This window comes from Pseudoalteromonas sp. S1650, from assembly GCF_005887195.1.
Classification (GTDB): Bacteria; Pseudomonadota; Gammaproteobacteria; order Enterobacterales; family Alteromonadaceae; genus Pseudoalteromonas; species Pseudoalteromonas simplex.
In genome coordinates this window covers 1-26,476 of sequence record NZ_PNDF01000042.1, presented here as the reverse complement: position 1 = coordinate 26,476, position 26,476 = coordinate 1, and the positions used below count along the sequence as shown (strand labels likewise).

General features: G+C 40.6%; 15 protein-coding genes. 10 read left to right on the top strand and 5 right to left on the bottom strand.

Annotation, left to right across the window (positions count from 1 at the left end):
• The first annotated feature begins 45 nt into the window (after window positions 1–45).
• The 3 genes from hrpA to CWB80_RS13395 all read left to right on the top strand — a co-directional run bounded on the left by hrpA (window position 46) and on the right by CWB80_RS13395 (window position 4,727).
• Window positions 46–3,936, top strand: a complete 3,891-nt coding sequence (gene hrpA, locus CWB80_RS13405; RefSeq protein ID WP_138602111.1) for an ATP-dependent RNA helicase HrpA — start codon at window positions 46–48, stop codon at window positions 3,934–3,936.
• Between the two features lie 78 nt (window positions 3,937–4,014).
• Window positions 4,015–4,422, top strand: coding sequence for a response regulator (locus tag CWB80_RS13400; protein ID WP_283235111.1), 408 nt, complete (start codon window positions 4,015–4,017; stop codon window positions 4,420–4,422).
• 8 nt (window positions 4,423–4,430) lie between these two features.
• Window positions 4,431–4,727 carry a PilZ domain-containing protein gene (locus CWB80_RS13395; RefSeq protein WP_054553663.1) on the top strand — a complete coding sequence of 99 codons (297 nt, stop codon included), beginning with the start codon at window positions 4,431–4,433 and terminating at the stop codon, window positions 4,725–4,727.
• Here the strand turns inward: CWB80_RS13395 and CWB80_RS13390 are convergent.
• Window positions 4,724–5,914, bottom strand: a complete 1,191-nt coding sequence (locus CWB80_RS13390) for a class I SAM-dependent methyltransferase (protein WP_138602112.1) — start codon at window positions 5,912–5,914, stop codon at window positions 4,724–4,726. The genes CWB80_RS13395 and CWB80_RS13390 overlap by 4 nt on opposite strands.
• Window positions 5,915–6,049: 135 nt before the next feature.
• Between CWB80_RS13390 and CWB80_RS13385 the strand changes: the two genes are divergently transcribed.
• From CWB80_RS13385 to CWB80_RS13375, 3 genes are all read left to right on the top strand, one after another.
• A complete protein-coding gene (locus CWB80_RS13385; protein WP_054553661.1) occupies window positions 6,050–6,697 on the top strand; it encodes an HD domain-containing protein in 648 nt (215 codons plus the stop codon).
• A gap of 1 nt (window position 6,698) precedes the next feature.
• Window positions 6,699–7,091 carry a VOC family protein gene (locus CWB80_RS13380; protein WP_054553660.1) on the top strand — a complete coding sequence of 131 codons (393 nt, stop codon included), beginning with the start codon at window positions 6,699–6,701 and terminating at the stop codon, window positions 7,089–7,091.
• 303 nt (window positions 7,092–7,394) lie between these two features.
• Window positions 7,395–9,389, top strand: coding sequence for a DUF3472 domain-containing protein (locus CWB80_RS13375; RefSeq protein WP_138602114.1), 1,995 nt, complete (start codon window positions 7,395–7,397; stop codon window positions 9,387–9,389).
• Between the two features lie 49 nt (window positions 9,390–9,438).
• Here the strand turns inward: CWB80_RS13375 and lacZ are convergent, their stop codons facing one another.
• Entirely contained in the window at window positions 9,439–12,537 is a 3,099-nt protein-coding gene (gene lacZ, locus CWB80_RS13370; RefSeq protein ID WP_171041533.1) for a beta-galactosidase, LacZ type, read from the bottom strand.
• A 461-nt stretch (window positions 12,538–12,998) separates the two neighbouring features.
• On the opposite strand from lacZ, the gene CWB80_RS13365 reads away from it, so the two are divergent.
• The 3 genes from CWB80_RS13365 (at window position 12,999) to CWB80_RS13355 (ending at window position 20,174) form a co-directional block, all read left to right on the top strand.
• Entirely contained in the window at window positions 12,999–15,845 is a 2,847-nt protein-coding gene (locus tag CWB80_RS13365) for a TonB-dependent receptor (RefSeq protein WP_138602118.1), read from the top strand.
• A gap of 72 nt (window positions 15,846–15,917) precedes the next feature.
• Window positions 15,918–18,794, top strand: coding sequence for a discoidin domain-containing protein (locus CWB80_RS13360; RefSeq protein ID WP_138602120.1), 2,877 nt, complete (start codon window positions 15,918–15,920; stop codon window positions 18,792–18,794).
• A gap of 57 nt (window positions 18,795–18,851) precedes the next feature.
• Window positions 18,852–20,174 (top strand): DUF3472 domain-containing protein, encoded by a 1,323-nt coding sequence (locus CWB80_RS13355; protein ID WP_138602122.1) that lies wholly within the window; start codon window positions 18,852–18,854, stop codon window positions 20,172–20,174.
• Between the two features lie 29 nt (window positions 20,175–20,203).
• Here CWB80_RS13355 and CWB80_RS13350 read toward each other — a convergent pair whose 3' ends face one another.
• From CWB80_RS13350 to CWB80_RS13340, 3 genes are all read right to left on the bottom strand, one after another.
• The gene (locus tag CWB80_RS13350; protein WP_054553654.1) at window positions 20,204–21,193 is read right to left on the bottom strand and encodes a response regulator; all 990 of its coding nucleotides are present in this window, start codon (window positions 21,191–21,193) and stop codon (window positions 20,204–20,206) included.
• Window positions 21,190–24,516 (bottom strand): MHYT domain-containing protein, encoded by a 3,327-nt coding sequence (locus CWB80_RS13345; protein ID WP_138602136.1) that lies wholly within the window; start codon window positions 24,514–24,516, stop codon window positions 21,190–21,192. Before CWB80_RS13345 ends, CWB80_RS13350 begins: the two co-directional genes overlap by 4 nt.
• Before the next feature lie 161 nt (window positions 24,517–24,677).
• Complete coding sequence (locus CWB80_RS13340) at window positions 24,678–25,658, bottom strand: ion channel (RefSeq protein WP_054553653.1); 981 nt, start codon at window positions 25,656–25,658, stop codon at window positions 24,678–24,680.
• A gap of 104 nt (window positions 25,659–25,762) precedes the next feature.
• Here CWB80_RS13340 and CWB80_RS13335 point away from each other — a divergent pair, with 104 nt between their 5' ends.
• Entirely contained in the window at window positions 25,763–26,443 is a 681-nt protein-coding gene (locus CWB80_RS13335; RefSeq protein ID WP_138602124.1) for a M48 family metallopeptidase, read from the top strand.
• The last annotated feature ends 33 nt before the right edge of the window (window positions 26,444–26,476 follow it).

Here is a 26,476-nt window from a genome sequence, read left to right as displayed (position 1 = left end):
TTGATACAATATCAGTCTATTGGTTAAGAAATATAAGGGTATCGGGTGGTTAACCTAGGTCCGCTGTTTGGCGAATTAAAAACGTGTTTACGCAAAGATCAATTCATCTTCAAAAAACGCCTTCATGGCATCAAAAAAATCAACGATGAAACTAAGCAAGCGAGCATAGCGCAAAAAATAGCTGAAGATATTAGCCGTTCGCAGCAATTGCGCGAGCAACGTTTGACTGCCTTACCTAAAGTGACCTACCCAGAGCAACTTCCTGTTAGCCAAAAGAAAGATGATATTAAACAGGCGATTGCCAATAACCAAGTGGTGATCATTGCCGGTGAAACAGGTTCTGGTAAAACGACGCAGATCCCAAAAATGTGTTTAGAGCTTGGCCGCGGTGTTGATGGATACATTGGCCACACGCAGCCTCGTCGACTCGCGGCTCGAAGTGTCGCGAATCGTATTGCAGAAGAAATGCAATGCGAGCTAGGTCAACAAGTGGGCTTTAAAATTCGCTTTAGTGACCAAGTTTCTGACAATAGCTACATTAAATTGATGACAGACGGTATTCTGTTGGCTGAAATTCAACAAGACAGATACCTAAACCAGTACGATACCATCATCATCGATGAAGCCCACGAACGTAGTCTGAATATCGATTTCATCTTAGGCTATTTAAAAAATTTACTGCCAAAACGTCCTGACTTAAAAGTTATTATTACCTCAGCAACAATTGACCCTGAGCGCTTTTCTAAACATTTTGACGATGCACCCATCATTGAAGTATCAGGTCGTACTTTCCCAGTAGAGGTTCGTTACAGACCAACCACTGAAATCAATAAAGACGAGATGGAAGCGGATGGTGACCAATTACAGGGTATTTTTGATGCCGTTGATGAGCTGTGTGATGAAGGTCCCGGCGATATTCTAATTTTCATGAACGGTGAACGAGAAATTCGTGATACCGCCGATGCGTTATCAAAGCGAAACCTCAAAGGCACCGATGTTTTACCGCTATATTCGCGTTTATCAAACGCTGAACAGAACCGAATTTTTGCGCCGCATAGCCGCCGTCATATTATTTTAGCCACCAACGTGGCTGAAACATCACTAACGGTGCCGGGTATTCGCTATGTTATCGACCCAGGTACCGCGCGTATCAGCCGTTATAGCTATCGTACCAAGGTACAACGATTACCGATTGAGCCAATTTCACAAGCTAGTGCCAATCAGCGAAAAGGCCGCTGTGGTCGTATTGAAGCGGGTATCTGTATTCGTTTATATAGCGAAGAAGACTTTAATTCGCGTCCAGAGTTTACTGATCCTGAAATTTTACGCACCAACTTAGCCTCTGTTATTTTGCAAATGCTTGGTTTAGGGCTTGGCGACATGCAACAGTTCCCGTTCGTGCAAGCGCCAGATAGCCGAAATATCAACGATGGTTTAACGCTACTTGAAGAACTCGAAGCCATTAAGCCAGCTAAACGTCATAAAAAGACTGAGCTTACTAAATCAGGCAGAAGTTTAAGCCGTTTACCGGTTGATCCACGTTTAGCGAAAATGGTGCTGACTGCCGATGGCTTAGGTGCACTGCGTGAAGTGATCATTATTGTTGCGGCATTGTCGATTCAAGATCCAAGAGAGCGACCACAAGAAAAACGCGGTGCAGCGGATGAAAAGCACGGCCGTTTTGACGATCCAGATTCAGATTTTATCGCCTTTTTAAATTTATGGAATTACCTTGAAGAGCAGCAATCTGAATTGAGCAATAGCCAATTTAGAAAGTTATGCCAAAAAGACTTTTTAGCCTATATGCGGATCCGCGAATGGCAAGATATTGTTTATCAGCTATCAACGGTGTGTAATGAAATGGGCATGAAGGCCACTACCAATGTTGCTGATAGCGAACGAATCCATCAATCTTTATTAAGCGGTATGCTAAGTCATATTGGTTTTAAAGATGAAAAACAAATTTATAAAGGCGCACGCAATAGCCAGTTTCATATTTTTCCAGGCTCAGGATTATTTAAAAAGAGCCCAAAATGGATTATGTCGGCTGAGCTTGTTGAAACCAGCAAACTTTATGCGCGGATCAACGCACGCATAGACCTAAAATGGGTTGAAGGCTTTGCACAGCATTTAGTAAAGCGCAGCTACAGCGAACCGCATTGGGAGAAAAAGCCGGGTGCAGTTATCGCGTTTGAACAGCAAACCCTGTATGGCCTATTAATTGTTAATAAGCGCCGCTGTGTTTATAGCAATATTGATCCAAAAGTAAGTCGCGAGTTGTTTATTCGCTCGGCGTTGGTAGAGCAAGAGCTGGGTCAAAATGAAGGGTTTTTACACTATAACCAAGAGTTAATTGAAGATATTCAGGTTCTTGAAAATAAATCTCGCCGCCGTGATATCTTGGTTGATGAACAAACCTTATTTGAATTCTACGACAAGAAAATTCCGCAAGATGTAAATAATCGTGCTGCGTTTAATAAGTGGTGGAAGGGACAAAAACAAAAAGATAAGCGCTTTTTGCATATGTCTCGAGAAGAATTAATGCAGCATGGTGCCGATCATGTCACCGAGTTCGATTACCCAGATACATGGCAGCAAGAGAACTTGTTATTACCACTGGCTTATCATTTTGATCCAGGCCAAGCCGTTGATGGTGTTGCGGTACAAATTCCGGTAGCACTGTTAAACCAAGTACAAGAAACTGGCTTTGATTGGCATATTCCTGCATTTAGACATGAATTAATTTGTGCGCTTATCAAGTCGCTACCAAAAACGATCCGTCGCAACTTTGTGCCTGCGCCAAACTACGCCGATGCGGTACTTGCTGCAATCGAGCCGATGCAAGGCAACTTAATTGATGCAATTAGCACGCGCTTATTACGTATGACAGGTGTGCGTGTTGAGCCAGATGCATGGGATTTATCAACCCTTGCTCCGCATTTACGCTTACAGTTTGAAGTACGCGATGAACACGATAAGTTACTCGCTCGCGGTTTAAATTTATCTAAACTAAAAGCTCAGTTACAAGGTAAGGTAACGGATACTTTATCGAAAGTAGCCGACAAGGGCATAGAGAAAGCTGATTTGACCGAGTGGAGTTTTGGTGAGTTACCAAGTTCTTACGTGAAAAAGCAAGGTCAATACGAAATCAAAGCGTTTCCAGCGCTGGTGGATAAAAAAGACTCAGCAGCGGTTGAGTTATTTGATAATGAACACAAAGCTCAGCAGGCGCACCAACAAGGTTTACGTCGCTTAGTGTTATTAAATGTGCCATCACCGATTAAGTATTTACAGCAAAATTTACCGAATAAATCTAAATTAGGTTTGTACTTTAATCCGTTTGGTAAGGTCAATGACTTAATTGATGACTGTATCGCTGCAGCCGTCGATAGCCTACTAACTAAATATGGCAACATCCGCACTGCAGATGCGTTTGAAAAAGCGAAAGAGCAAATTCGTGGTGAGCTTGGTGACACGGTGGTTGAGATTGCCACCCAAGTAGAGCAAGTGCTAAGTATTGCACATGGCTTAAATAAACGGATGAAAGGACGCGTTGATCTAACCATGATAACAGCGCACGGTGATATTAAATCACAGTTACAAAGCTTAGTGTTCAAAGGCTTTGTTAGCCAGCATGGGGCAGCAAAGATGACGGATTTAATTCGTTACTTAAAAGCCATTGAACGCCGCTTAGAAAAGCTACCTGTTGACCCTAACCGCGATAGGTTGTGTGTACTTGAGCTTGAAAAAGTAGCCGAGCAATATCAAAAACTAGCGAACAAAATCCCTAAGGGAATGCCAATTCCTGAAGAGATCAGTGCGATATTTTGGATGCAACAGGAGTTACGTGTTTCTTTATTTGCACAAACACTAGGGACACCTTATCCTGTATCTGCTAAACGTGTTTTAAACGCAATTAAAGAATCTGAGTTATAATACTAAGGAATGAGCAGTGGAGGTGTAACCTCCTTGCTTGACGCTAAAACACAGATGCTAAAAGGAGGTTATGTGGGCATTGAAAAGGAAAGACCAATCTCAGTTCCTGAACGGGCGGTAAATCGACCGCGACCAACTATTTTGGTCGTCGATGATGAATATTTTAATTTTGAAATGCTCAAAGCAAGCCTTGGAAATGAGTTTTCGTTAAGTTATGCAAACTCAGGCGCATCGTGTTTAACGTCTGCCATTGCAGAGTTGCCAGATGCCATACTATTAGATGTTTGTATGCCAGGCTTAGATGGCTATGATACGTGCCGATTACTAAAAAACACCCCAGAAACAGCGCAAATTCCTGTTGTCATGGTGTCTGGTCTTGAAACCGAGCTTGAACAAAAAGCGGGGTTTGATGCTGGATGTGACGCCTATGTAGTGAAGCCTTTTTCTGTTAAAACATTAATAGAGAAAATAAAAACACTGGTATAGGAGGCCATATGTTTCATGAGGAGAAACGCGATTTTCGCCGCATGCAAATTCATACCCCTGCAAAACTGATCCCATTAGATGCAGTTAATGGCGAAGAAATTCAGGTTACGTGTACTGATTTAAGTGCAACAGGGCTTGCAATACACCTTGATGAAGTTTTAGAAATTGGTAGTCTTTATCGGGTGCTAATTGCTTCGACTAGCACGGCGATTACTTCATTTGATGCAACAGCCCGTGTAATTCGGGCAACCAAGGAGCAAGATGGCTCCTTGAGTGCTGGGTTAGAAATTGTAAGTTTTAATTAGTAAACCTTACAGATCAGGCCTTTCAGATAAAAGCCTTCTGGGTAGCTGCCAGCAATCGGGTGGTCGGCAGCTTGGTTTAGTCGTTCCATGATCAACAAGTCTTTACCTGCATCAAGGGCTGCATCCGCAACCACTTTTTGAAATAAATTTTGTTCCATTAATCCAGAGCACGAGAATGTAAGTAAAGTGCCACCTGGTTTTAAGATTTGCATCGCAATCATATTAATATCTTTATAACCACGGCAGGCACCGGTTAACTGCGCTTTGTTGTCAGCAAATTTTGGTGGATCCATAACGATAGTATCAAATTGCACACCTTCATCACGGTATTGGCGCAACAACTTAAAAACATCTTGTTTTACGAAATCAACTTTCGATAAATCAAGGTTGTTATGTTCAACGTTACGCTTTGCTGTATCGAGCGCTGGCTGTGACACATCAACGTTAGTCACGTGCTTACAACCACCACGCAAAGCATACAGTGAGAAAGTACCTGTGTAGCTAAAGCAGTTTAACACCGTTTTGTCTTTAACAAAGCGCTCAAGGGCTGCACGGCTATCACGTTGGTCTAAGTAAAAACCTGTTTTGTGGCCTTCTAGAATGTCTACTTCGAGTTTTAAGCCATTTTCTTCAATGATGACTGGCTCAGTTGGTTCCTTGCCCCAAAGTATTCCCTTGATTGGCTCAAGGCCTTCTTTAGTGCGTACATCAACGTCTGAACGTTCATAAATATAGCAGCCTGGAAAAATAGTCATTAATGCAGCAACAATTTCACCTTTATGGCGCTCTGCACCGGCACTAAGTAGTTGGCACACCAATACATTATCAAATTTATCGATAGTGATGCCTGGCAAGTAGTCAGACTCAGCAGCGCTTAAACGAAAACCCGTTAAACCGCCTTCGCTGATCACCTGTTCACGCGCAGCATAGGCACGGCGTAAACGTTTTTCAAAAAATGCTTGGTCAATAACTTCGTTTTGATCGAAGCTCCATACGCGAGCGCGAATTTGCGATTGCGGGCTGTAAGCTGCAATCGCTAAAAACTTACCGTCATTGTCATAGATAGTGACAGTGTCACCTAGTCCTGGCTTACCTTTTACTTTTTTAATGGCTTTAGAGAACACCCAAGGGTGTTTTCTTTTTAATGATTTTTCTCGTCCAGCTTGCAGGTAAATAGCAGATGACATAGGGATTCTCGCGTCAAACAAAAGGGGGCATAGTTTAATGAAGCACTGGCAAACATACAATGAATGTTTTGAACAAATCCAGTAAGCACGCTAAAGTAAGCATAATTTCAATCAGTAAATGGTGATAGCCAGTATATGCAGCCAAAAATAGACTTTGCAGCGTTAGAAACTCAATGTCGAGACTTTATTTTGTCTTTACTCCATGCCGATGTCGCACACGATATTAGTCATATCGAACGAGTAGTGAGGGTTGCAAAACAATTGTGTATTGCCGAGCAGGCAGAAATGGCCGTGGTGTTACCCGCAGCTTGGTTACATGATTGTGTTGCGGTTGCAAAGAACCACCCAGATCGGGCAAAAGCATCGACCATGGCCGCAGACAAAGCGCTAAGTTTTTTAGCCTCAATTAATTATCCTGAGCAGTATTTTAGTGCTATTCATCATGCTATTGCCGCACATAGCTTTAGTGCCAATATCAAAGTACAAAGTGTCGAAGCGCAAATTGTGCAAGATGCAGACCGAATGGATGCATTAGGTGCAATCGGGGTGAGCCGCTGCATGAAAGTAGGGGGCTCAATTGGTCGCTATCTGTATCATAAAGACGATCCATTTTGTTTAAACCGCGAACCTGACGATACAAAATACACCCTCGATCACTTTTTTATTAAGCTGTTACACATTGGTGAGAGTATGAACACGCCATCAGCAAAAGATGAAGCCAAACGACGTACAGATTACATGCTCGATTTTTTAGAGCAGTTAAAAACAGAAATAGGTGAGTAACATGGCTATTCCAGCTTTGTGTGGTGTTGATCATTGCCACTTAAATGTTGATGACTTAGCGGCTGCTGTAAAATGGTATCAACAAGTACTTGGTTTTAATGTGATACCGGAACTTGCATTTTGGGATGAGGGAAAAGGCCCTTTAACCTTAGAAGATCAAGCAAAAACAATTCGTTTGGCACTGTTTGAAGCTGACGGTAGAAGCAAAGGTATTGCTTTTGGCGCAAATGCAACACAGTTTTTAGCATGGCTTGAGCATCTAGCTCAGCTTGAGATTAAAACTGTTGTTGCCGATCATGGTGTTACTTACTCAATGTACTTTAAAGATTGTGCTGGTAACAGCCATGAAATAACCTCTCATGATTATGAAGCTATAAAATCAGCTCTTACCTAAAGGTTTTAATAAATGCACTTTTCATAGTGTATTTTAACCTTCATGCCACTTCGCCTTATAAAACTCAAGCAATACATTTTTCACTATCCTTCATACGGCTTTTTCACTCATTTTTACGTTGTTATTAACTTTCAATTGGTTTCATTTTTATTCGATATTTTTCATTTTATGTTTTTTTATTTGCGATTCTTTCGTTTTTGAACCTTAATTACTCGGTGGTTTTTATTTTTTGGTTCTTTATTGCTACTAAAGGATAAGTCCACAGAATCTAGAAATTAAGTTTTATCACTTACAGGAGCTAGCATGAGAAAAATGACAATAAAATTGGCAGTAGTCGGTATGTTGAGTAGTTGGAGTGCCCAAGCTAATACGGTTGAAGACAGGGCCGCGTCGATTTGGTTTAACTTTAATGATGTAGGTCGCGGTAACACGATCATGCAGGATGTGTATGTGCCTAGCAATGGACTTACTAAGTACACCTACTATTCAGTGCTTAACTGGAATGCGGGCATGGAAGGTGGGGGCTATGCTGGCATACAAGATCACCCTGATGGGCGCAATTACATATTTTCCATATGGGATCCGCGCAGCTCTTCAAAGCCAATTGTAGCCCGCTATCTTGGTCATGGTACGGAATCTGAAAATTTTGGCGGTGAGGGTACAGGGCTAAAAACATGGAACTTTGATTTAGGGTGGCAAGCTAACCAATGGTATACCTTAGTGGCAAAGGCATGGCCGGTAGGTTCACATACTCATTTCGGCTATTGGGTGCATGATCAGGCTGCTGGAGAATGGTCGCACTTGGTGACCATGGATTACCCCGTAGCTGATGTACGTTTTGAAACGACAACAGGGTCATTTGTTGAAGATTGGTGGTATAGCGGCGAAAACGCGAGAACTGTGAGGCTCAAAAATGGCCATAAAAAGCTCGAAAATGGTAGCTGGATTGGCTTTGATTCTGCAAATTTTAGTGTTGTCCAACACCAACCAAAACGTAATTACGACAATAACTATGATGCAAGCGCAAACCCAAGTTATTTTACTATGACAACTGGCGGGACAACCTCACCTACGTTAAGTATTAGCAATCAAACCTGTACGGATGCATATGGTAACTTGACAGCGTTTTGCGGGAGAAATTCACTTTTTCCGTTAACAAGAAACAATGTAGCGGATACCCCCAATCAACCTAATATTGAGTTCACCATCACTGATGCCACTACGCGAAGCGTAAGTTGGCAAGTGCCGCAAACGAGCACCCCTCAATTTAGCTATTCTGTGATGATAAACAACGTACTCGTTGCATCAGCAAGCCAACCAGAAAAGCGCCAAGTAGATATTATTGCGAGTGAAAATGACAACGTTATCATTACCCTCGAAGATATTTTCGGTCGAACAGTTTCGCACTCAGCGACTGTCACGATTGATAATACGTCAGCACAACACTACCTGATCGACAGCGCCACATTGACGGTAAGTTCTAACTCGCAATCAGAGCCTTATCATGAATTGGCAAACGCATTTGATGGAGACAAAACCACGCTGTGGCACACCAGTTGGTCAACTCCACAAGTGCCTAGTTACCCTCACGATGTCATCATTGATCTTGGTAAACACTATGAATTGTCAGAGCTTCATTATACGCCACGCGCTGTGGGCGAAAATGGATCAATTACAGACTATGAAGTGTATGTAAGTCATGATGGTGTAACCTATGATGAATTAGTTGCTGCGGGTACTTGGGATGCCAGCAAACAAGGCAAAGTGGTTGCACTTAATAATACGCAAACGCGCTTTATAAAATTGGTTGGCTTGTCAGAAGTAAACGCGAATGTATGGGCTAGTGCGGCAGAGATTGAGCTATATCACACTGGAAAACTTGATAGTTCGAGCTTTGTTGTGAGTAGCGACTCGCAGGCAGAGCTTGGCGAAGAAATTATCTACGCCTTTGATAATAATCCGGCGACCATTTGGCACACGAATTGGTCTGGCGGCATAGTGCCTGAGTACCCTCACTCGGTTGATATAGACTTAGGTAACCCGCAAAGCTTTTCAAAAATTACCTATCTACCAAGAACCATTGGCGTAAACGGCACTATTGCAGACTATGAGGTGTATGTGAGTGACGATGGTATCAACTTTGGCTCACCCATCGCTGTTGGTACATGGGCTGCGAATACACAAATCAAGCAAACACAGTTTGAACCTGTTACTGCGCGGTATATTCGTTTAGTCGCACAAAGTGAAATTAATGGTCGCATTTGGGCAAGTGCAGCAGAGATTGCTGTTTATAAGTAATTGAAACCATATAAGAGATAAGGGCTCAAAATAGCCCTTATCCAACATTTTAATTTATGTTAACTCCTTGCAGAGTAAAGCTATATTCATACTCTGAGGCTGTCAGCGTGTATTCTGGCAGTGCTGTTGTATGCCAACTGTTAACGCCGCCAACACCCATTTGCCCATAATCAATATTCAGTGAAACGAGTGGACGAGGCTGAAGTTCACCGGAATGTGTTTGGCTTCGTCGCATGCCGGGGTCTAGATCACTGATCCTGTAGTGTAAAGCACTCATACCAAAATGAGGTGCACCAGTAATTTTTAATCCTACACCTTGTTGATTGGTCAAGTGAAGCCAGCGTACTTGCGTTTTATAGCCACTTTCTTGCGGTCTGATGTAAGGGTGATATTGCTGTGACACTTTAGAGTGATATAAACCAACATGTGCTGCGGTATGTCGATCACGATAATTTTCCTGTGGTCCCCGGCCAAAGTAGGTAATATTGTTAAGCTCGGCAAATAATTCCAAGTTCATACCGACGCGAGGGATCATAGGCATATCTTGCATAGATGAACTGAACTTGTAATCGACCTTTACTTTGCCATCAGCTGTGATGATATAAATAATATTTAATTTTCCAGAAACATCTGGCACATCAAACTCAGTGGTAATAACAACTTGGTTTTCAGCTTCTACTAAAGTGAATTTTGTACGCTGTTGACGGTCTGAGGCGTATTTCCAAACCCTTAACTTATCTTGCCAATTTCCGCCGAAGTCATTATCAGTAGGAGCGCGCCAAAAGTTGGCTCTGGCAGGTGTTTTAATTAATTCAACCTCGTTAAAGCGATAGCCTGTTAACTCTGCTCGCGCGTGATTAAATCTTACTACAAAGTTATTACCAATAATCTCGCTATCGGTAACGGTTCGATAAACATTAAGTTTTCTTAAATCAGTTTGTTGTTCTTTCGCACGTGCTGTTTGTACTAAAAATTGCTCTTTTGCGATTTCAAAACTTTTTCCTATTAGTGGCTCATCAAGCCGCGTCACTACACTTACATTCAAAAATACTTCATCATTGATTTCTTTTGGAATTGAATAGTTAAGCGTGAAGTTAGCGGATTGCTGTGGTGGTATTTCAAGTTTATTGATTCGGCCTTCTTTAAACACCTTACCATTGCTCATCAATTGCCAATTTAAACGGTAATGGTTGAGGTTTTTGAAAAAGTTTTCATTAAATACAGTTAACTCTTTGTCATTGAAAGAAAACAAAACAGATTGATGAACTTTTTTAATTTCATATAGAGCAGGTTCCGGTGTGCGATCAGGTAAAACAATACCATTTAAAAGAAAATTACCATCTGAAGGAGTGCCTGGAACACCAAAATCCCCACCGTAAGCATAGATAGTTTTGCCTTCAGAGGTGGTGGTTTGTATACCTTGATCAACCCAGTCCCAGATAAAGCCACCTTGTAACTTGTCGTACTTACGTATTTGATGCCAAAAGTCAGCAAAGTTACCCACACTATTGCCCATAGCATGCGCATACTCACTCATGATCATACTGCGCTTAGGGTTTGACTCGGCGTATTCTTTTAGATATTGCGGAGTAGGGTATTGGGGGACATAGAGATCGGTATTCCATTCAAAAACAGCGCGTTCGTACTGGATAGGACGAGATGGGTCACGAGATCTTACCCAGTCATAACCATGATAAAAATTGTAGCCATTACCAGCTTCATTGCCAAGCGACCAAATGATTACTGAAGGATGGTTTTTTGAACGTTCGACCATGGCCGAAATTCGTGCAAGATGGGCTTTTTTCCAGTCGGGGTTATTTCCTAATGTGTGGCCCTTTGCCAAATTATAATACATGCCATGTGATTCAATATTGGCTTCATCAACCACATAAATGCCGTATTTATCGCATAATTCGTACCAGTAAGGATCGTTAGGATAGTGAGCGAGTCTCACGGCATTAATATTGAATTGCTTGAATAGTTTTATATCCAATTCCATGCTTTCTCGGGAAACGGCATGCCCTGTAATAGGGTCATGCTCATGCCGGTTGACCCCTTTGATCAAAATAGCTTGGCCGTTAATAAGCAGTTGGCCATTTTTAATTTCTGAGGTTCTAAAGCCAATCTTTTTCTTAACGTATTGACTTAACAGCTTCTTATTATCAAAAAGTGATATGCTTAATTCGTAAAGAGTGGGCGATTCAGCAGACCAGGCTTTTATATTTTTAAATTGTTTGTTGAATTGAACTGTTTGGCTGAGCTCTTTTTTGGCTAAAGTTTGCTGGGTTTCGAAAATGATTTCATGGTTAGGATTTTTGAGCTGAATTTTCAGTGTTTGCTCTTTATTTGATGGGCTTAAATCAACAGCAAGGTTTAGATTTCCATCTTTGTAGTTATTAACTAAGCCGGCATTTACAAACACATCTTCAATATAATCTTTAGGTGTATAGTACAGGTATACATCACGCTGAATGCCGGAGATCCGCCAAAAATCTTGAGCCTCTAAATAACTACCATCGCTCCAGCGAAACACCTGAACTGCCAGTGTATTTGACCCTGACTTTACATAATCAGAAATATCAAATTCTGCAGCGGTTTTACTTCCTTGGCTATAGCCTATCTTATGTCCATTTACCCAAAGGTAGAACGCTGATTTAACGGCGCCAAAATGTAGAATTACTCGCTTATCAGTCCACAGTTCATCTAAATTAAATGTTCTACGGTAATGGCCAATTGGGTTGTCGTGTTGTTGAATAAAAGGCGGGTTTTTCGCAAAAGCGTAGGGGTGGTTAACGTATATAGCACGATCATAACCTTGCAACTCCCAATTTCCTGGCACTTTGATTGTTGACCAATCACTATCATTAAAAGTAGGGCTCTCAAAGTCTTTCAATCTTGATGCGGGGTTCTTAGATAAATGAAAACGCCAGATACCATTTAAATTCAAATAGTTTTGCGCTTGATCTGGCGCTTGTAAATTTGCAACGGTGTAGGGAAAAAAGCTTGCCCTAGCGGGTAATTTATTTATTCCGACAACTTTTGGATTTTCCCAATCATTGCTAAGTGCTGCAAAGGCAAAGTTAGACCAAAGACAGACGATTAACATTCGTTTGATTAAACTAACACGGTTATTTATTAAGTTAATCATAAATTGATTCACCTTAATTTGTTTCATAATATTTCAAATTAGATTATCAGTCTTTCAAAATATTTCAAATTCACTTTGTTGTTTTATTTGTAAAAATTAAAAAGAATCATGTTGAAGTTGAAAGTCCAACTCTTGTCAGTCAAAAATGGCTGCTTCAGCTGATAATAGATTCAATTTTGTTACTTTATGCTTATCCTGCTTCTAGTGAGGTACCTTACTTACGTAGTTCCTTTTTCGAAGACTTTCGATTTAAGTCCAAATATTTTCCCTTTAGTTCCATATTGATTGAGTGTTGATTTTTAACTAGTTTTTTATCTAGCGATAAAAATGCGACTATTAAATTAAAAGAAAATGAAAGTTTTATTGTGTTTTCTATTGATTTTTTTCTTTCGAAAGGTGTAAATTAATTGTTATACATCTACAGATGTTCTTTCATGGAATAACTAATTCGGAGAAGTGCAATGGTAAATTACAATAAGAAGTACCTAAGCTTGCTCATAGGTTCGATACTTTCGACCTCCTCAGCAGTCGCATTAGCGGCAAATGAGCAAGACCCACAACTAAAAGAGACTGACGATGATGCTGTTGAGGTAATTGAAGTTCGCGGTATTCGTAACAGTTTGAAAGAATCTTTATTTATTAAGCAAAACTCAATACAGGTTGTTGATGCAATTGTTGCTGAAGATATCGGTAAGTTCCCTGACCAAAACGTAGCCGAAGCATTACAACGCATTTCGGGTATTACGATTACGCGTAATGCCGGAGAAGGGCAAAATGTCACAGTGCGTGGTTTAGGTGGGGACTATAACATTACAACCATAAATGGCCGACGTATGGCTTCAGAGCATAGTAGCCGTGACTTTAATTACGACTTGATTGCAGCTGAGCTGTTAGGTGGCGTTGAAGTATATAAGTCTCCCGTTGCACACACTCAAGAAGGGGGAATTGGATCTGTTATTAATATCAAAACACGTAGACCGATGGATTTTGATGGTTTCACGGCATCAGGTTCTATAAAAGGTATTTACGAAGATCGAACCGAAGATGTAACACCTCAAGCTTCATTTCTATTAAGCGACACGTTTTTCGACGACACATTTGGTGCCCTTTTCACTGCAGTTTATTCTGAGCGAACTTTAAGGATCGACAGTTATGAAGGTGAAGGCTTTTGGAATGAAACAACGGAGTCAGATATTACGGTTCGCCAAGATGTGAATGGTGATGGGGCATTTGATCCGTTAGTTGATAACGAGTGGGGCTCAATCATACCGGGCTATATGCGTTATGGTAACCAAGAAGATACTCGTGAGCGTATTGGCGGAAGTTTAGCATTACAATGGATCCCGAACTCTGACTTTGAAATGAATTTTGATAGCATTTATTCATCATATAAAACGGATGCAACAGAGTCGCAAATTTCGTTTGTTACATATGATGAAAGTTGGACCGAAGGCATACCTGGCGTTAAAGATGTTGGTTTTAATGATGAGGGTTTAGTTAATAAAATGACTTTATTTGGTACTGGAGCGATGGCTGAAATACTTAATGTATCGTCGCCTCGAGTTACCGAAACGTATCAAGTTGGTGTGAATGCAAAATGGTTTGTTGCTGATAACTTTAGTGTTGCATTCGATGTTGCGCACTCGAGTTCAGAAAATAAAAATGATGGTCACAATAGATACATTGTAGCACGTGGTTTTGTTGATGAAATTATGCTAGATAAATCAGGTAATAACCTTTTACCTGATGTATCAATTTCTCCTAACTTAACTGCGAACTCTCCTTTTGGCGCCCACTACAGTTATAACAGTGGAACAGGTGTTAAAGATGTCGTAAATGAACTTCGTATTGATGCACAGTGGATGCCAAATGTTGATTGGATCAAATCAATCGATTTTGGTTTAAATATTGGTGATCAAACGAAGACCACAAATGTTAATTCGTCAGAAAATGCCAGTGCATTTAGTAATGCTGGAGCGCAACTTGATTCTGAACGTTATGATCACTTCAGCGTAGATTACTCATCAGTTGAAAATATTAACGGCTTTGACCTATTTAGACTCCCTGAAAGTGTGTTAATTGATGGTGACTTTGAGAACTTCTTTAAAGGTGAACCCGGTCAGCACCCTAATCCGTGGCCTCGTTTTGACTACGATGAGTTATTCGCATTTTATGAATCTATTAGTCCGGAAGCTGCTAATCAGTTAATTAAAGCGCTTCCGCGCCCTAAAGACTCATATGAAGTAAATGAGCAAACCAATGCAATTTACGCATCCGTGAATATAGAAGACAAAGTTTTTGGCTTTCCTTATGCTTTAAATTTAGGTGTTCGGGCTATTGAAACAACTGTAGGTAGCCAAGGTTATTCACTTAATTTAGACAAAGTTGTATTTGTTCCTGATAAACAAGGTAATCCAAGCTACGAAGGTAAAGTTGAAGATTATCAGGATATTGTGGAATTTGAGGATACGTATACGGATGTATTACCAAGTTTAAATCTAAAACTAAATTTGACAGATACTTTATTACTTAGAACAACAGCTTCAAAAGCAATTACTCGCCCAAGTATCCAATCACTCAAGGCTTGGAGTTACATCAACTTCAATAAAATGGAATATCACGCCTCAAATCCTGGACTCGAACCGCTTCGTGCTAATCAAGCAGATTTAGCTCTTGAGTGGTATTTTTCTGAGAATGGTGCACTCACTGCTGTTTATTTTTATAAAGATATCGAGTCATTTGTCATAAATGGTGAAAATGGATCAATTGATATCAATGGAGAAACCTTCAAAGTACAGTCATCTATCAATGGTGACGGTGGAGGTACCATTGAAGGTTATGAGATTGCCTATCAGCATGCCTTTACGGAATTACTACCAGCGCCATTTAATAATTTAGGGGTGCAACTTAACTACACCTATGTTGACTCAGGGTATGATCAGGTTCCTCAAGATCATCCTGAATACGACTTTAGAAGCCTTGGCCTTCCTTATCAAGGAATGTCCGAGCATTCTTATAACGCAGTCGTGTACTACGAGACGGATGACTTTCAATTACGCTTTGCCTATAACTGGCGCGATGAATATGTTGCAAATGCAGATGCATGGGGCGGCCCGCAGTGGGTTGCAGACTATGGCCAGTTAGACTTCAGTGCTAGTTACGATATTACTGAATCAATCAATTTAAATGTTTCAGGTAATAACTTAACCAATGAACGTGGCTGGCATTATATCTCTCGCTCTGATCAGGTTCATAAACTTGATAGCGCTGGGCGCCTATTTACCTTTGGGGTTAATGTCAGGTTTTAATAGCAGTAGATAAATTCACGGCAATAGTTGTATTGCCTAATTTAAAAAGAATAAATATAAGTGAGTAAATTTATGAGCTTCACAAATAAATTATCTGTGCTCAGTATTGCGGTAATAACAGCAACACTGTTCGGTTGCGGGACCGAAGAGCCTGAAGGCTCAGTTGGATCTACAGGAAAGCAAGTTGTTGCAACCCCGGGATCGATTGATCGAGCCCCTTCAGTATGGTTGCGCTTTAATGATAACGCGGCTGGGGACATCATCATGCAAGATGTGTATATTCCGGCAAAAGGTTTAACACCATATACATACTATTCGGTTCTAAATTGGAACGCAGGTATGGAAGGGGGCGGTTATGCTGGCATACAAGATCATCCCGATGGCCGTAATTTTATATTTTCTTTGTGGGATCCTTCAAATGGTGAACTTATCACTGCACCATATCAAGGTGCAGGTACTAAAGTAGAGAACTTTGGTGGCGAAGGTACAGGGTTAAAATCATGGAATTTTGAACTTGGATGGCAGCCTGATCATTGGTATACGCTGGTGGCTAAAGTTTGGCAAAAAGATGGCCATACGCAATTTGGCTATTGGTCAATGGATAAAGAAACGGGTATTTGGACACATATAGTCACCATGGATTACCCAGTTGAAAATGTCTACTTTAATAGCAATACAGGCTCGTTTGTAGAGGATTGGCTGGGGACGGGCGATCAAACCCGCACTGCATTATTTACCGCTGGTCATAAACGTCAGTTGGATGGTTCTTGGGCTGGGTTTACTAAAGCAGATTTTAATGTCATTCAAGAGGAAGCAACTGCAGCATACAATGAAAGCTATGATGCGACATCAACAAGTGAATATTATCGGATGAGCTCTGGCGGCAGTATTTCTCCTGATGAAATTGAAGCAGCAGATGTTTTATCTCGTCCTTATTCTTCTTTCTCACCGCAAAATAGCCCTTTGGCAGCAACGATTGACTCTATTGATACTCAAAGTATTAGTTGGTCAATTCCGGCAACATCTACGCCTATGTACAAATACACGGTTATCGTCAATGGTGAGGTAGTTAGTAGCGGGCAAGATTTATCAGCGCGTGAAGCAAGTTTCAGCGCGATTGCGACAGATGCTGTCGTTGAGTTACAACTTGAAAACATTCTTGGCAAAGTTACTAGTTATACAGGCACTGTAGCGTCTGGACTTACAAATAATGATGATACAGTACTTTTTGATACTGAATCAGAGCCTTTAATTAGTGGTGAAGCTATGACAATTGACGCAATGAGTAAAGGAGAAACGCGTCTGTATGAGGTCATGGCTATAGATTCTGCAAATAAACTAACCGTAGAACTAAGTGGTAATGCTGGTGATGCAGATATTTATGTCACTGCAAAAGAAGCTGCTAACCCTGATAATGCAGAATGTATCGGCTATGGTGGCACGAGCAATGAAACTTGCATCGTTGCTGTAAATGTACGTAAAGAGACGCCTTATACAATCCTTGTTGTTGCACGCTCTGATGTTGAGGGTTTGAGTTTAACTGCTACACATGATGGCGAAGAAAATGGCATGCTAAATAGTGCTAATTTTGTAGTCACGGGCAACACACCTGCACAACCGGGTAATGACTTAAAATATGCCTTTGATGGCGATGATTCAACCATGTGGCACACCTCTTGGGGTGATGATATGCAAGAGTATCCTCATGAAGTTGTTATCGATTTAGGCGAAACAGTTGATGTAAATCGCTTTGAATACACGCCACGCCAAGACGGCGGACGCAACGGAACGATTGTTAGCTTTGAAATTTATGTTTCAGAGTCGTCAGTTGATTATGGTGAAAAAGTTCATTCAGGTACCTGGGCTGATAACACTAACTTGAAGCTAGAAGTCTTTGGCCCTGTGACTGGCCGATTTGTTAAATTTATCGCTTTAGAAGAGCGTGGTGGTGGTGCATGGGCTTCAGCTGCTGAACTGCGAGTCGGCATTGATGATGGCAACGTATATGAACCTATTGATGGCTCAGGTACAGGTGATGAAGATGAACCTGTTGAAGAGCCTGCTACTGAAGCGGTCGAAGTAAATAGTACGCTTTTAGATAATACGACATTTAGCTACTCATCAACATCTCCTGCACAACCAGGCAATGAGTTGGCGCTTGCTTTTGATGGCCAAAATGACACGCATTGGCATACCAATTGGGATGATACATCTGTTGTTTATCCACATGAGGTGGTCATTGACTTAGGTGAGAATTATGCTGTAAACCGCTTTGATTATGCGCCACGAGATGGTGGTGGTAATGGCACAGTGGTGCAGTATGAGTTATATGTAAGCGAAGATGAGCAGGCTTTTGCTGACGAACCTGTATCAAGTGGCAGCTTTGCTGACAATGGCGATATTAAAACGGTGACGTTTAATGATGTAACAGGGCGTTTTGTTAAGTTTGTTGCACTCGCAGAACGCGGTGGTAACCCTTGGGCGGCAGCAAGAGAATTAAATGTGGGAGTTAATTTAACTCAAGCAATTGATATGAGCACAGTTTCTGCAACATCAAGTTCTGCTGCTGAGGCTGGAAATGAACTTGAGCTTGCATTCGATGGTGATATTGACACGCACTGGCATACATCATGGAGTGACAGTTCAGTTACCTACCCACACGACGTTGTTATTGATTTAGGGCAGTCTTATGAGGTTGCTCAATTTGACTACACGCCTCGCCCAGGTGGCGGTAATGGTACTGTAGTTAAATATGAAGTGTACGTAAGTGAAACAGCAACTGAATTTGGTGAGCCTGTTGCACAAGGTGAATGGGCTTCAAATGGTGATGTAAAATCAGCCATTCTTCCAGCGACAAATGGGCGTTACGTTAAATTTGTTGCTCTTGAGGAGCAAGGTGGTGGTGCTTGGGCATCTGCGGCAGAGTTCTCTGTTCGTATAAATCCATAAACTGTTTTAAGGAGCACTATTCGTTATTACGGATAGTGCTTTTTTGTGGGAAAGAAAATGAACAATCACAGAATAAAAACGGCTGTTTTATCGCTTTTTTTGACCTCCTTGGTCGCATGTGGAAATCAGCAGTTACAGTTACAGTTAGAAGATAAGAAGATAGAAACAACGCTCAGTATTCCAGTGGCAGGAAACAGTTGGATTGATAATAATGTTGAGCTGTCAGATAAGCTGATAGACAAGAGTGGTGTGACCCATTGGTTTGCTGAACAAGGCAGTTTAAGCACTTATTTTTACACATCTAAAACAGGTGAGTTAGCCGTTTCTTTGCAAACCTTTGTGAAAGACAAACCTGCAACAATTGAAGTTTCGATAGCTGGGCAAAGCAAAATTGTAACAGTAAAAAATAATCAACCAATGAGCGTACCTGTTGGTACATTTAACCTTGATGAATTAGGTTATCAAAAGTTAACCATCACGGGATTAGAGCAAGCAGAAACGCTTTTACCAGCCATAAGTGAGATTAAAATCGGCGGCGAAGTGGCTTTAGGTAAAGTTAGTTATGTTAAAGATGACTTTTACTGGGGACGTCGAGGCCCTTCGGTTCACCTGCAATACTCGTTGCCTTCTCAAACGATGAATTACCCGTGGTTTTATAGCGAAATAGAAGTGCCAAAAGGAGCCGATGCAATAGGCTCGTATTACATGGCGAATGGTTTTGATGGGGGCTATTTTGGTATACAAGTAAACTCTGATAGTGAGCGCAGAGTGTTATTCTCTATTTGGAGTCCATTTTCAACAGATGATCCTTCATTAATTCCACCTGAGTACCGAATACAGACCTTAAAGCATGGTAAAAATGTGCATGTAGGTAAATTTGGCAATGAAGGCTCTGGCGGACAAAGCTATATGCGATACGATTGGAAAGCTGACACGCGATATGGTTTTCTAACTCACATTAGGCCAGTTGAAGGAACTGAAAGTACTGATTTCACAGCATACTTTTATGATCCTATGGTTGAAAAATGGCAGTTAATTGCAAGTTTCAGGCGCCCAAAGACGAGTATATATCATCAAGGCACCTATTCATTTTTAGAGAACTTCATACCTGGGGCAGGGCAATTTGAACGTCGTGCAATTTATACAAACCAATGGGCTAAACCTGAGCGAGGGGAATGGCAAGAAGTGACCCAAGCTAAATTTACTTACGATGCCACAGCCAAAAAAAATGCGCGTTTTGACTATCAAGGCGGTACGACAGAGAAAGGGTTTTACCTAAAAAATACAGGCTTTTTTTCCGCTCCCACTCCTTATGGCAGCGAGTTTGAAAGAACCCCTACAGACATTCCTAAAATAGATCTTAAGTCTTTACCTAAGTAATAAAAGAGCCTCCAGATAGGAGGCTCTATTTATCGAGTGAATGTATTTTTTATTTCTATAATTGCATCCAGCTGACCTATAAATAAGTCGACTAACTGCGGATCAAAGTGCTTACCAGATTCAGATTTGAGAAGTTCGACAGCTTGGTCAACAGACCATGCTTTTTTATATGGCCTTGTTGAGGTTAGTGCGTCGAACACGTCGGCAATACTCACTATCCGGCCTTCAATACTAATCTCTTCACCTTTTAGTCCATAAGGGTAGCCGCTTCCATCCCATTTTTCATGGTGCTCAAGTGCCAGCTTGTGTGCTAGCTGTAATAAAGGCGAACTAGAGTTTTCTAAAATTTTCGCCCCTATTGTTGCATGTTGCTTCATATGCTCGAATTCATTTTCATCCAAGCGCCCAGGCTTCAGAAGCACGGCGTCAGGAATACCGATTTTACCAACATCATGCATCGGTGCTGCTTGTCTTAGTTGCTCGGCTTGAAATTCAGTCATTCCGTAGGCAAGTGCAAGTACTTTACTGTAACGGCTCATACGCGCAATGTGCTCACCAGTATCTGTGTCTTTGTATTCTGCTGCACGTCCTAAACGGTTTATCAAATCAATATGAGCGAGCTGTAATTGCTGTGCTTGCACTAATGATAAATGAGTTTTAACTCGTGCTCGGACAATTGCAGGGCTGATGGGTTTTGTAATGTAGTCTACCGCACCTAGCGCAAAGCCTTCAGATTCGTCTTGTTCATGTGATAAAGCCGTCACAAAAATAATCGGAATATGAGCGGTTTCTGGTGTAGATTTCAGTATTTCACAGACTTCAAAGCCATTCATATCTGGCATCATCACATCTAATAGAATTAATCTTGGCGGCTCATTCTTAATAAGTTGCAATGCAAGTTCACCTGATTTCGCAAATGATAAGCGGTAGTCATTGCCTAATACTTCACGCATTACTTTAAGGTTAGCGGGTTCATCATCTACGATAAGAATTCTTTCGCGCTCAATAAGTTCGCTCATGATTTCTCCTCACTTGCAGTTATTTCACGTTGCAATTTTTCAATCGCTTCCTGTGCAGCATTAAAATCAAAATTGTCAAAATGTTCACAAATTTCATTTATTTGCGATTTAAAAGCAGGCTGGGTGTTCGACGCCACTTGAGCCAAAAAGTCATCGTCAATTTCGGCATGTTTTGCGTGCTCTAGCAGTGTGTCTAAGGCTTTATTTAGCTCACTCGTAGGCATCATAGTAACTGATGTTTGTTCCTCTTGAGTTTTTGTTTCGGCTATTTTTGAGCGTAAAAAATGCCATTCATCTTCACATGCATGGATGAGTGAAATAAAACGAGTCCCTCTTAGTTCATTCTCTGCTTGAGAAAGTAAATGTAGCAGTTTTCCTAGCGCTAAATTCCCGGCAACGCCTTTTAAAGTGTGCAAAATTGTTTTCACCTCAGAACTATCAGTATTAAGCTCTTTTAAACGAATCATATTGGCATAATGATCAGATAAAAACGCTGCTATTTCTGAGTTTAGTTTTTCGCTACTTCCCCACATTTTCAGGCCTTTTGCATAGTTGATATGCTGCTTAGATTTATCTGGCTGTTGTTGAGATATTGTATTAACTTCTAACCCTAAAACCTTTGCTATTTCATGGTTAACTTGCTGAATATCAACGGGCTTATTAGCGAAGCCATTCATACCGGCTTGTTTTGCGGTTAATTTGTCTTGCTGTAAAACACTGGCAGTTAGGGCAATGATAGGGGTTTTTTTGAGTTGTTGTTGCTGCTCTTTTTCTCGAATCACTTTACACGCTGTAATCCCGTCGCACTCTGGCATGTGTATATCCATTAAAATTACATCAAAGCTATTTTTTTCGAAGGCGCTGATAGCCTCTAAGCCATTCTTCGCTTTTGTAACAACATGACCAGCTTGAGAAAGTAAAATATTCAGTAACTCGAGGTTTTGTTCTATATCGTCAACAACTAGAACTCTCAGAGGCGGCAGGTTTAAGATATTATTACTTAATTTATCAACTTTATTAATATTACCTTCTTTTAGAGGTAAAGAGAAAAAGAAACAACTTCCTTTGTTCTCAGTGCTCACAGCACTAATGCTGCCACCCATTAACTCTACCAGTTGCTTACTAATCGTTGTTCCTAACCCTGTGCCACCAAAACGGCGAGTCATAGTTCCATCAGCTTGCTCAAATGGCTGGAAAATTGCTTTTAGTCTATGTTTTGCGATACCAATGCCTGTATCTTGCACTTCAAAAAACAACTGGTTGTTTTGCGTTTTACTGATACTAATTGTCACAGAGCCTGTTTCAGTAAATTTAATCGCATTACCAATTAGGTTGTTTAATACTTGGCGAATACGCGAATCATCTCCAATGTATATTGGCGCAACATTTTCGGCTATTTTTAAATCGAGAAGTAAGTTTTTTCGTTTCGCTTCAAGCCAAAAGGTTGAAACGATATTATCTAGTAGAGCCTGCAAATTAAAGTGTTCAAGCGTGATATCTAATTTACCTTTTTCTAGCTTTGCGGAGTCGAGTACATCATTTAATAAATGCAATAATGACCTGGCCGAACTATTCACAGTAATTATATGCTTTTGTTGTTCTTTGCTAAGCGGGCTATCCATCAAAATATCACTAAAGCCAATTATAGCGTTCATTGGTGTGCGGATTTCATGACTCATATTCGCCATAAATGCTTGTTTGGCTTGTGCAGCGGCTTCAGCTTCTTGCTTGGCTGTCTTTAATGACTCCTCATATTCATGACGTGAGGTTATGTCGACTAGCACGCCATCTATCCATTTGTCGTTGGAATCTGGGTTATGGTTAACTGTGCCTTGATCTAGTACCCAAACTGTTTGGCCATTACGGTGTTTAATTCTATATTCAACAGCGTATTGGCTAGAATTTGAGATGGCGTCGTCTAGGGCATCTGCTATGTGCTGCTCATCCTTGGAATTTATGATATCTGCAAATGCTACTTCGTTTGATGTGAACTCTTGTGCTGTGTAACCGGTTAATTCAAAGACTCGTGGGCTAATAAACAGCATCGTCCAGTTTTTATCAAGTAAACAACGAAATACAGCACCAGGTGTATTATTCATTAAGGTACGATATTGTAGTTCTTTTTCTTCTAGACTCTGTTGCAGGGCGCGTTGCTGAGTTAAATCAGTAATAAACCCTACGAATAGAGTCTCTTCACCTGGTTGTTTCACTTCTCCAAGGCCAAGACGAATAGGAAATAAATGGCCATCTTTATGTTTTGCGCAAACATCTCTGTTGATGCCAATTACTTTTTTAAGCTCATGATTGCCACTATTTAATAAGTAATCATCATGATGTGCAGCAATTTCGTCATTCATTAGAATTTTAACGTTTTGTCCGAGAACTTCCTGTTGCTGCCAGCCAAAAATAGCTTCTGCAGATTTATTAAAGCTTAAAATTTTTCCTTTAATGTTAATAGTCACAATGCCATCAATAGCTGTACTTAAAATAGCATCTAAACGAGATTCTTCGGCAGATTTCTCCACCAACAGCATACGATAGCGAACCATTCCATTGATAATGCCAACGAGTGCAGTTAATAAAACGGTGGCAAACGCGACGCAAATAGCAATAAGTTCAATATGTGATGTATCAACTTTATCGGATAAGAGGGGCGAAGTCGCAACAAAGCGAGTCGCAGCCATTCCCATGTAATGCATACCGGCAACGGCAAAACCGAGAATAATGCTGCAAATTATTCTACTTTGAAAGTTAGATAAACGCTTAAAATGGTCACTCAAATGAAAGCGAGTGTATAAGCCTATGAATGACAGGCCAACAGCGACAACAATAGATGCAGCGAACCACCAAGGGTCATAACGTAACAATGGACTCATTTGCATCGCAGCCATGCCTGTATAATGCATGGTGCCAATACCTGCACCTAATAATACAGAACTGACTAGAAGCTTTAACGTTTTTGGGATCTGGGTATTACCCTTGCGCCGAAGAAAAGAAAATGCTGTTAAACACGCGAAAAATGCCGGTACAAACGAAAAGAATGTTAAAGTCGGATCGTAGTTAATTGTTGTGCATAGTGAAAATGCCAGCATGCCAATGAAGTGCATACTCCAAATACCACCAGATAAAACCAGTGCGCCAGTACCATTGGCGAGTTGACGGTAAGAATTAAAGTTAGTTTTATTTGCAAGATCAATAAGGTGTAAAGAAAAATAAGCGGCAAAGACGGCCGTGGTAATCGACAAAAGGACTAGAGTCGGGTCGTAGGTACCGTTTATTAATAAATCTGAACTTTGATCAGTAAGAAAAAATTCTGCTAGCATAGAATAAGTTAAAGGCTGCATGTGCTTTCAGTCTAATACAATTTAAAATTTATTAAGAGTAAAAGATGTGAAATTAATGAATTTAATTATTTTATATTAGCTATAAATGCTTAGTTTTAAATTCATATTTTTTATCCATCACTTTTTATCACTAGATACTGTTAACGCGTCATGCGTTTGACGAATACAACAACGAATAAAGCGAGTGAAAAGCTCCCACAAAATGCTTCAACTGCTGCAATAAATCGAGAGAAACCAATAGGCGTTATGTCACCGTAACCTAGAGTCGTAAAGGTAACAACACTAAAATAAATGCTATTTAGAAATGCAAATAAATTGTCTTCAATAGAGTTAGAAAAATCTAATCTTATTAGTGTATCTTGATAATTCACCCCAAATAAAAAATAACAGAGTGCACAACAAATAATAAGCGACAAACTAAAACGAATGACATTCTCAGGCTTTTCGCCATAGCCGCATAACATATCGATAAAGCTTGAAGTTATTTGTTTACTTGAACCTTTAGGGTATTGCGCATGACGCATGCGCAATTCTTTATAAGTAAAGTTACCGGCAAGCTCAAATAGTCCTTGATTTTCAGAAGCTTTTCTTAAATTACGGTATATTTCTTCAGATTGTTCGAATAAGTCTCGTGCTTCTGAGTTGTGCTTATTCTTGCGGGCTTTAATGGCCGCCGTTTCTTGCAGTAATTGGTCGCCTAGCTCGATATTATCAATTCTGCTGTCGTTGAGTTTGATACCTAATAAGTTGGTATTTCTTAAGTCACAGTAATGCAAACTAGCACTGTGAAGGTTAGCTTTCATTAGTGAGGCATTAGCAATCTTATTATTAAATAAATGAGCGCCCGTTAAATTTGCTCGATAGAAGTTGCAGTAAGAAAGGTTATAGCCCTCTTCATCATCCTGTTTGATTAAGTTAAGCCCAGAAAGATTTGCTCGCTTTAATTGTAACCCTTCTAGTAAGCCTCCTTTTTTGGCATAGCGCTCTAATTTTTGGGTTAGATCTAGCCCTGATTTATCAAATTTACTATCATGCCAAAAGCAAAATCCAGAGCCCATATCTGTTTCTTGGCACTTGTTACCTGTTGGTGAGGTATAACTACAACATGGTTTGTCAGGCATAAGGATGAAAACTTATTTGTGAGTCATCTTTATAGATTAGCAGCTATTTAGCAGGGTAAAATGGAATCTCTCATTTTTTTATTAATTGAATTGGCTTACTTTTGTTGGATTACACCCTAAAGCGCAGTAAACGCAGAACAACCGTGGCAATTAAAGTTGCTGAGCAGAAACTCACTGTGTATGCGCCTTTTTATGTTCCACAAACTGAAATAGATGCCTGGCTAAACACTAAGCAAGATTGGGTCGCTGAACAAATAGCAAAGCAATCTATGCAAGCTGAGCGTCGCCAATTGCCATTAGTAAACGCCACTATTAAGTTGTTTGGGCAAAACGTCCCGATAGTATTCGGCAAAGGCCCGAAAAACACCTGGCAACAAGATTCACAGTCTCAGCTTACCTTATTAATATCATCACGTGTCAAACATCAAGAGGCTAACTACCTCGCTTTGCTTGAGCAGTTTATGCATGAAAAGCTTGAGAGCTATATCGAAATGCGAGTGCATGATTACTGCTTGCAAATGTCTGAGACGTTGCCTACAAAGCTTAAAATTCAACATTATAAACGTCGCTGGGGCAGTTGTAACAAACGCCGTGAGCTGACTTTTAATTTACATTTAGCAAGTGCGCCAACCTGGGTGATTGATTATGTGGTTGTCCATGAGCTTGCGCATCTTTTACATATGAATCATAGCGCTAAGTTTTGGCAACGTGTGAGCCAGTTTTATCCAGACTATAAAAAAGCAGAGCAATGGTTAAAAGCGAATGGGAGCAGTTTAAGTTGGTAGATTAAGTTAGCGAGAGTAAAGCTAGAAAGAGTA

Bases quoted from the DNA above. Each gene is read 5' to 3' on its own strand.
- CWB80_RS13395 (WP_054553663.1), top strand. From the start codon at position 4,431: ATGTTTCATGAGGAGAAACGCGATTTTCGCCGCATGCAAATTCATACC.
- CWB80_RS13390 (WP_138602112.1), bottom strand. From the start codon at position 5,914: ATGTCATCTGCTATTTACCTGCAAGCTGGACGAGAAAAATCATTAAAA.
- CWB80_RS13385 (WP_054553661.1), top strand. From the start codon at position 6,050: ATGCAGCCAAAAATAGACTTTGCAGCGTTAGAAACTCAATGTCGAGAC.
- CWB80_RS13380 (WP_054553660.1), top strand. From the start codon at position 6,699: ATGGCTATTCCAGCTTTGTGTGGTGTTGATCATTGCCACTTAAATGTT.
- CWB80_RS13375 (WP_138602114.1), top strand. From the start codon at position 7,395: ATGAGAAAAATGACAATAAAATTGGCAGTAGTCGGTATGTTGAGTAGT.
- lacZ (WP_171041533.1), bottom strand. From the start codon at position 12,537: ATGATTAACTTAATAAATAACCGTGTTAGTTTAATCAAACGAATGTTA.
- CWB80_RS13365 (WP_138602118.1), top strand. From the start codon at position 12,999: ATGGTAAATTACAATAAGAAGTACCTAAGCTTGCTCATAGGTTCGATA.
- CWB80_RS13360 (WP_138602120.1), top strand. From the start codon at position 15,918: ATGAGCTTCACAAATAAATTATCTGTGCTCAGTATTGCGGTAATAACA.
- CWB80_RS13355 (WP_138602122.1), top strand. From the start codon at position 18,852: ATGAACAATCACAGAATAAAAACGGCTGTTTTATCGCTTTTTTTGACC.
- CWB80_RS13350 (WP_054553654.1), bottom strand. From the start codon at position 21,193: ATGAGCGAACTTATTGAGCGCGAAAGAATTCTTATCGTAGATGATGAA.
- CWB80_RS13345 (WP_138602136.1), bottom strand. From the start codon at position 24,516: ATGCTAGCAGAATTTTTTCTTACTGATCAAAGTTCAGATTTATTAATA.
- CWB80_RS13340 (WP_054553653.1), bottom strand. From the start codon at position 25,658: ATGCCTGACAAACCATGTTGTAGTTATACCTCACCAACAGGTAACAAG.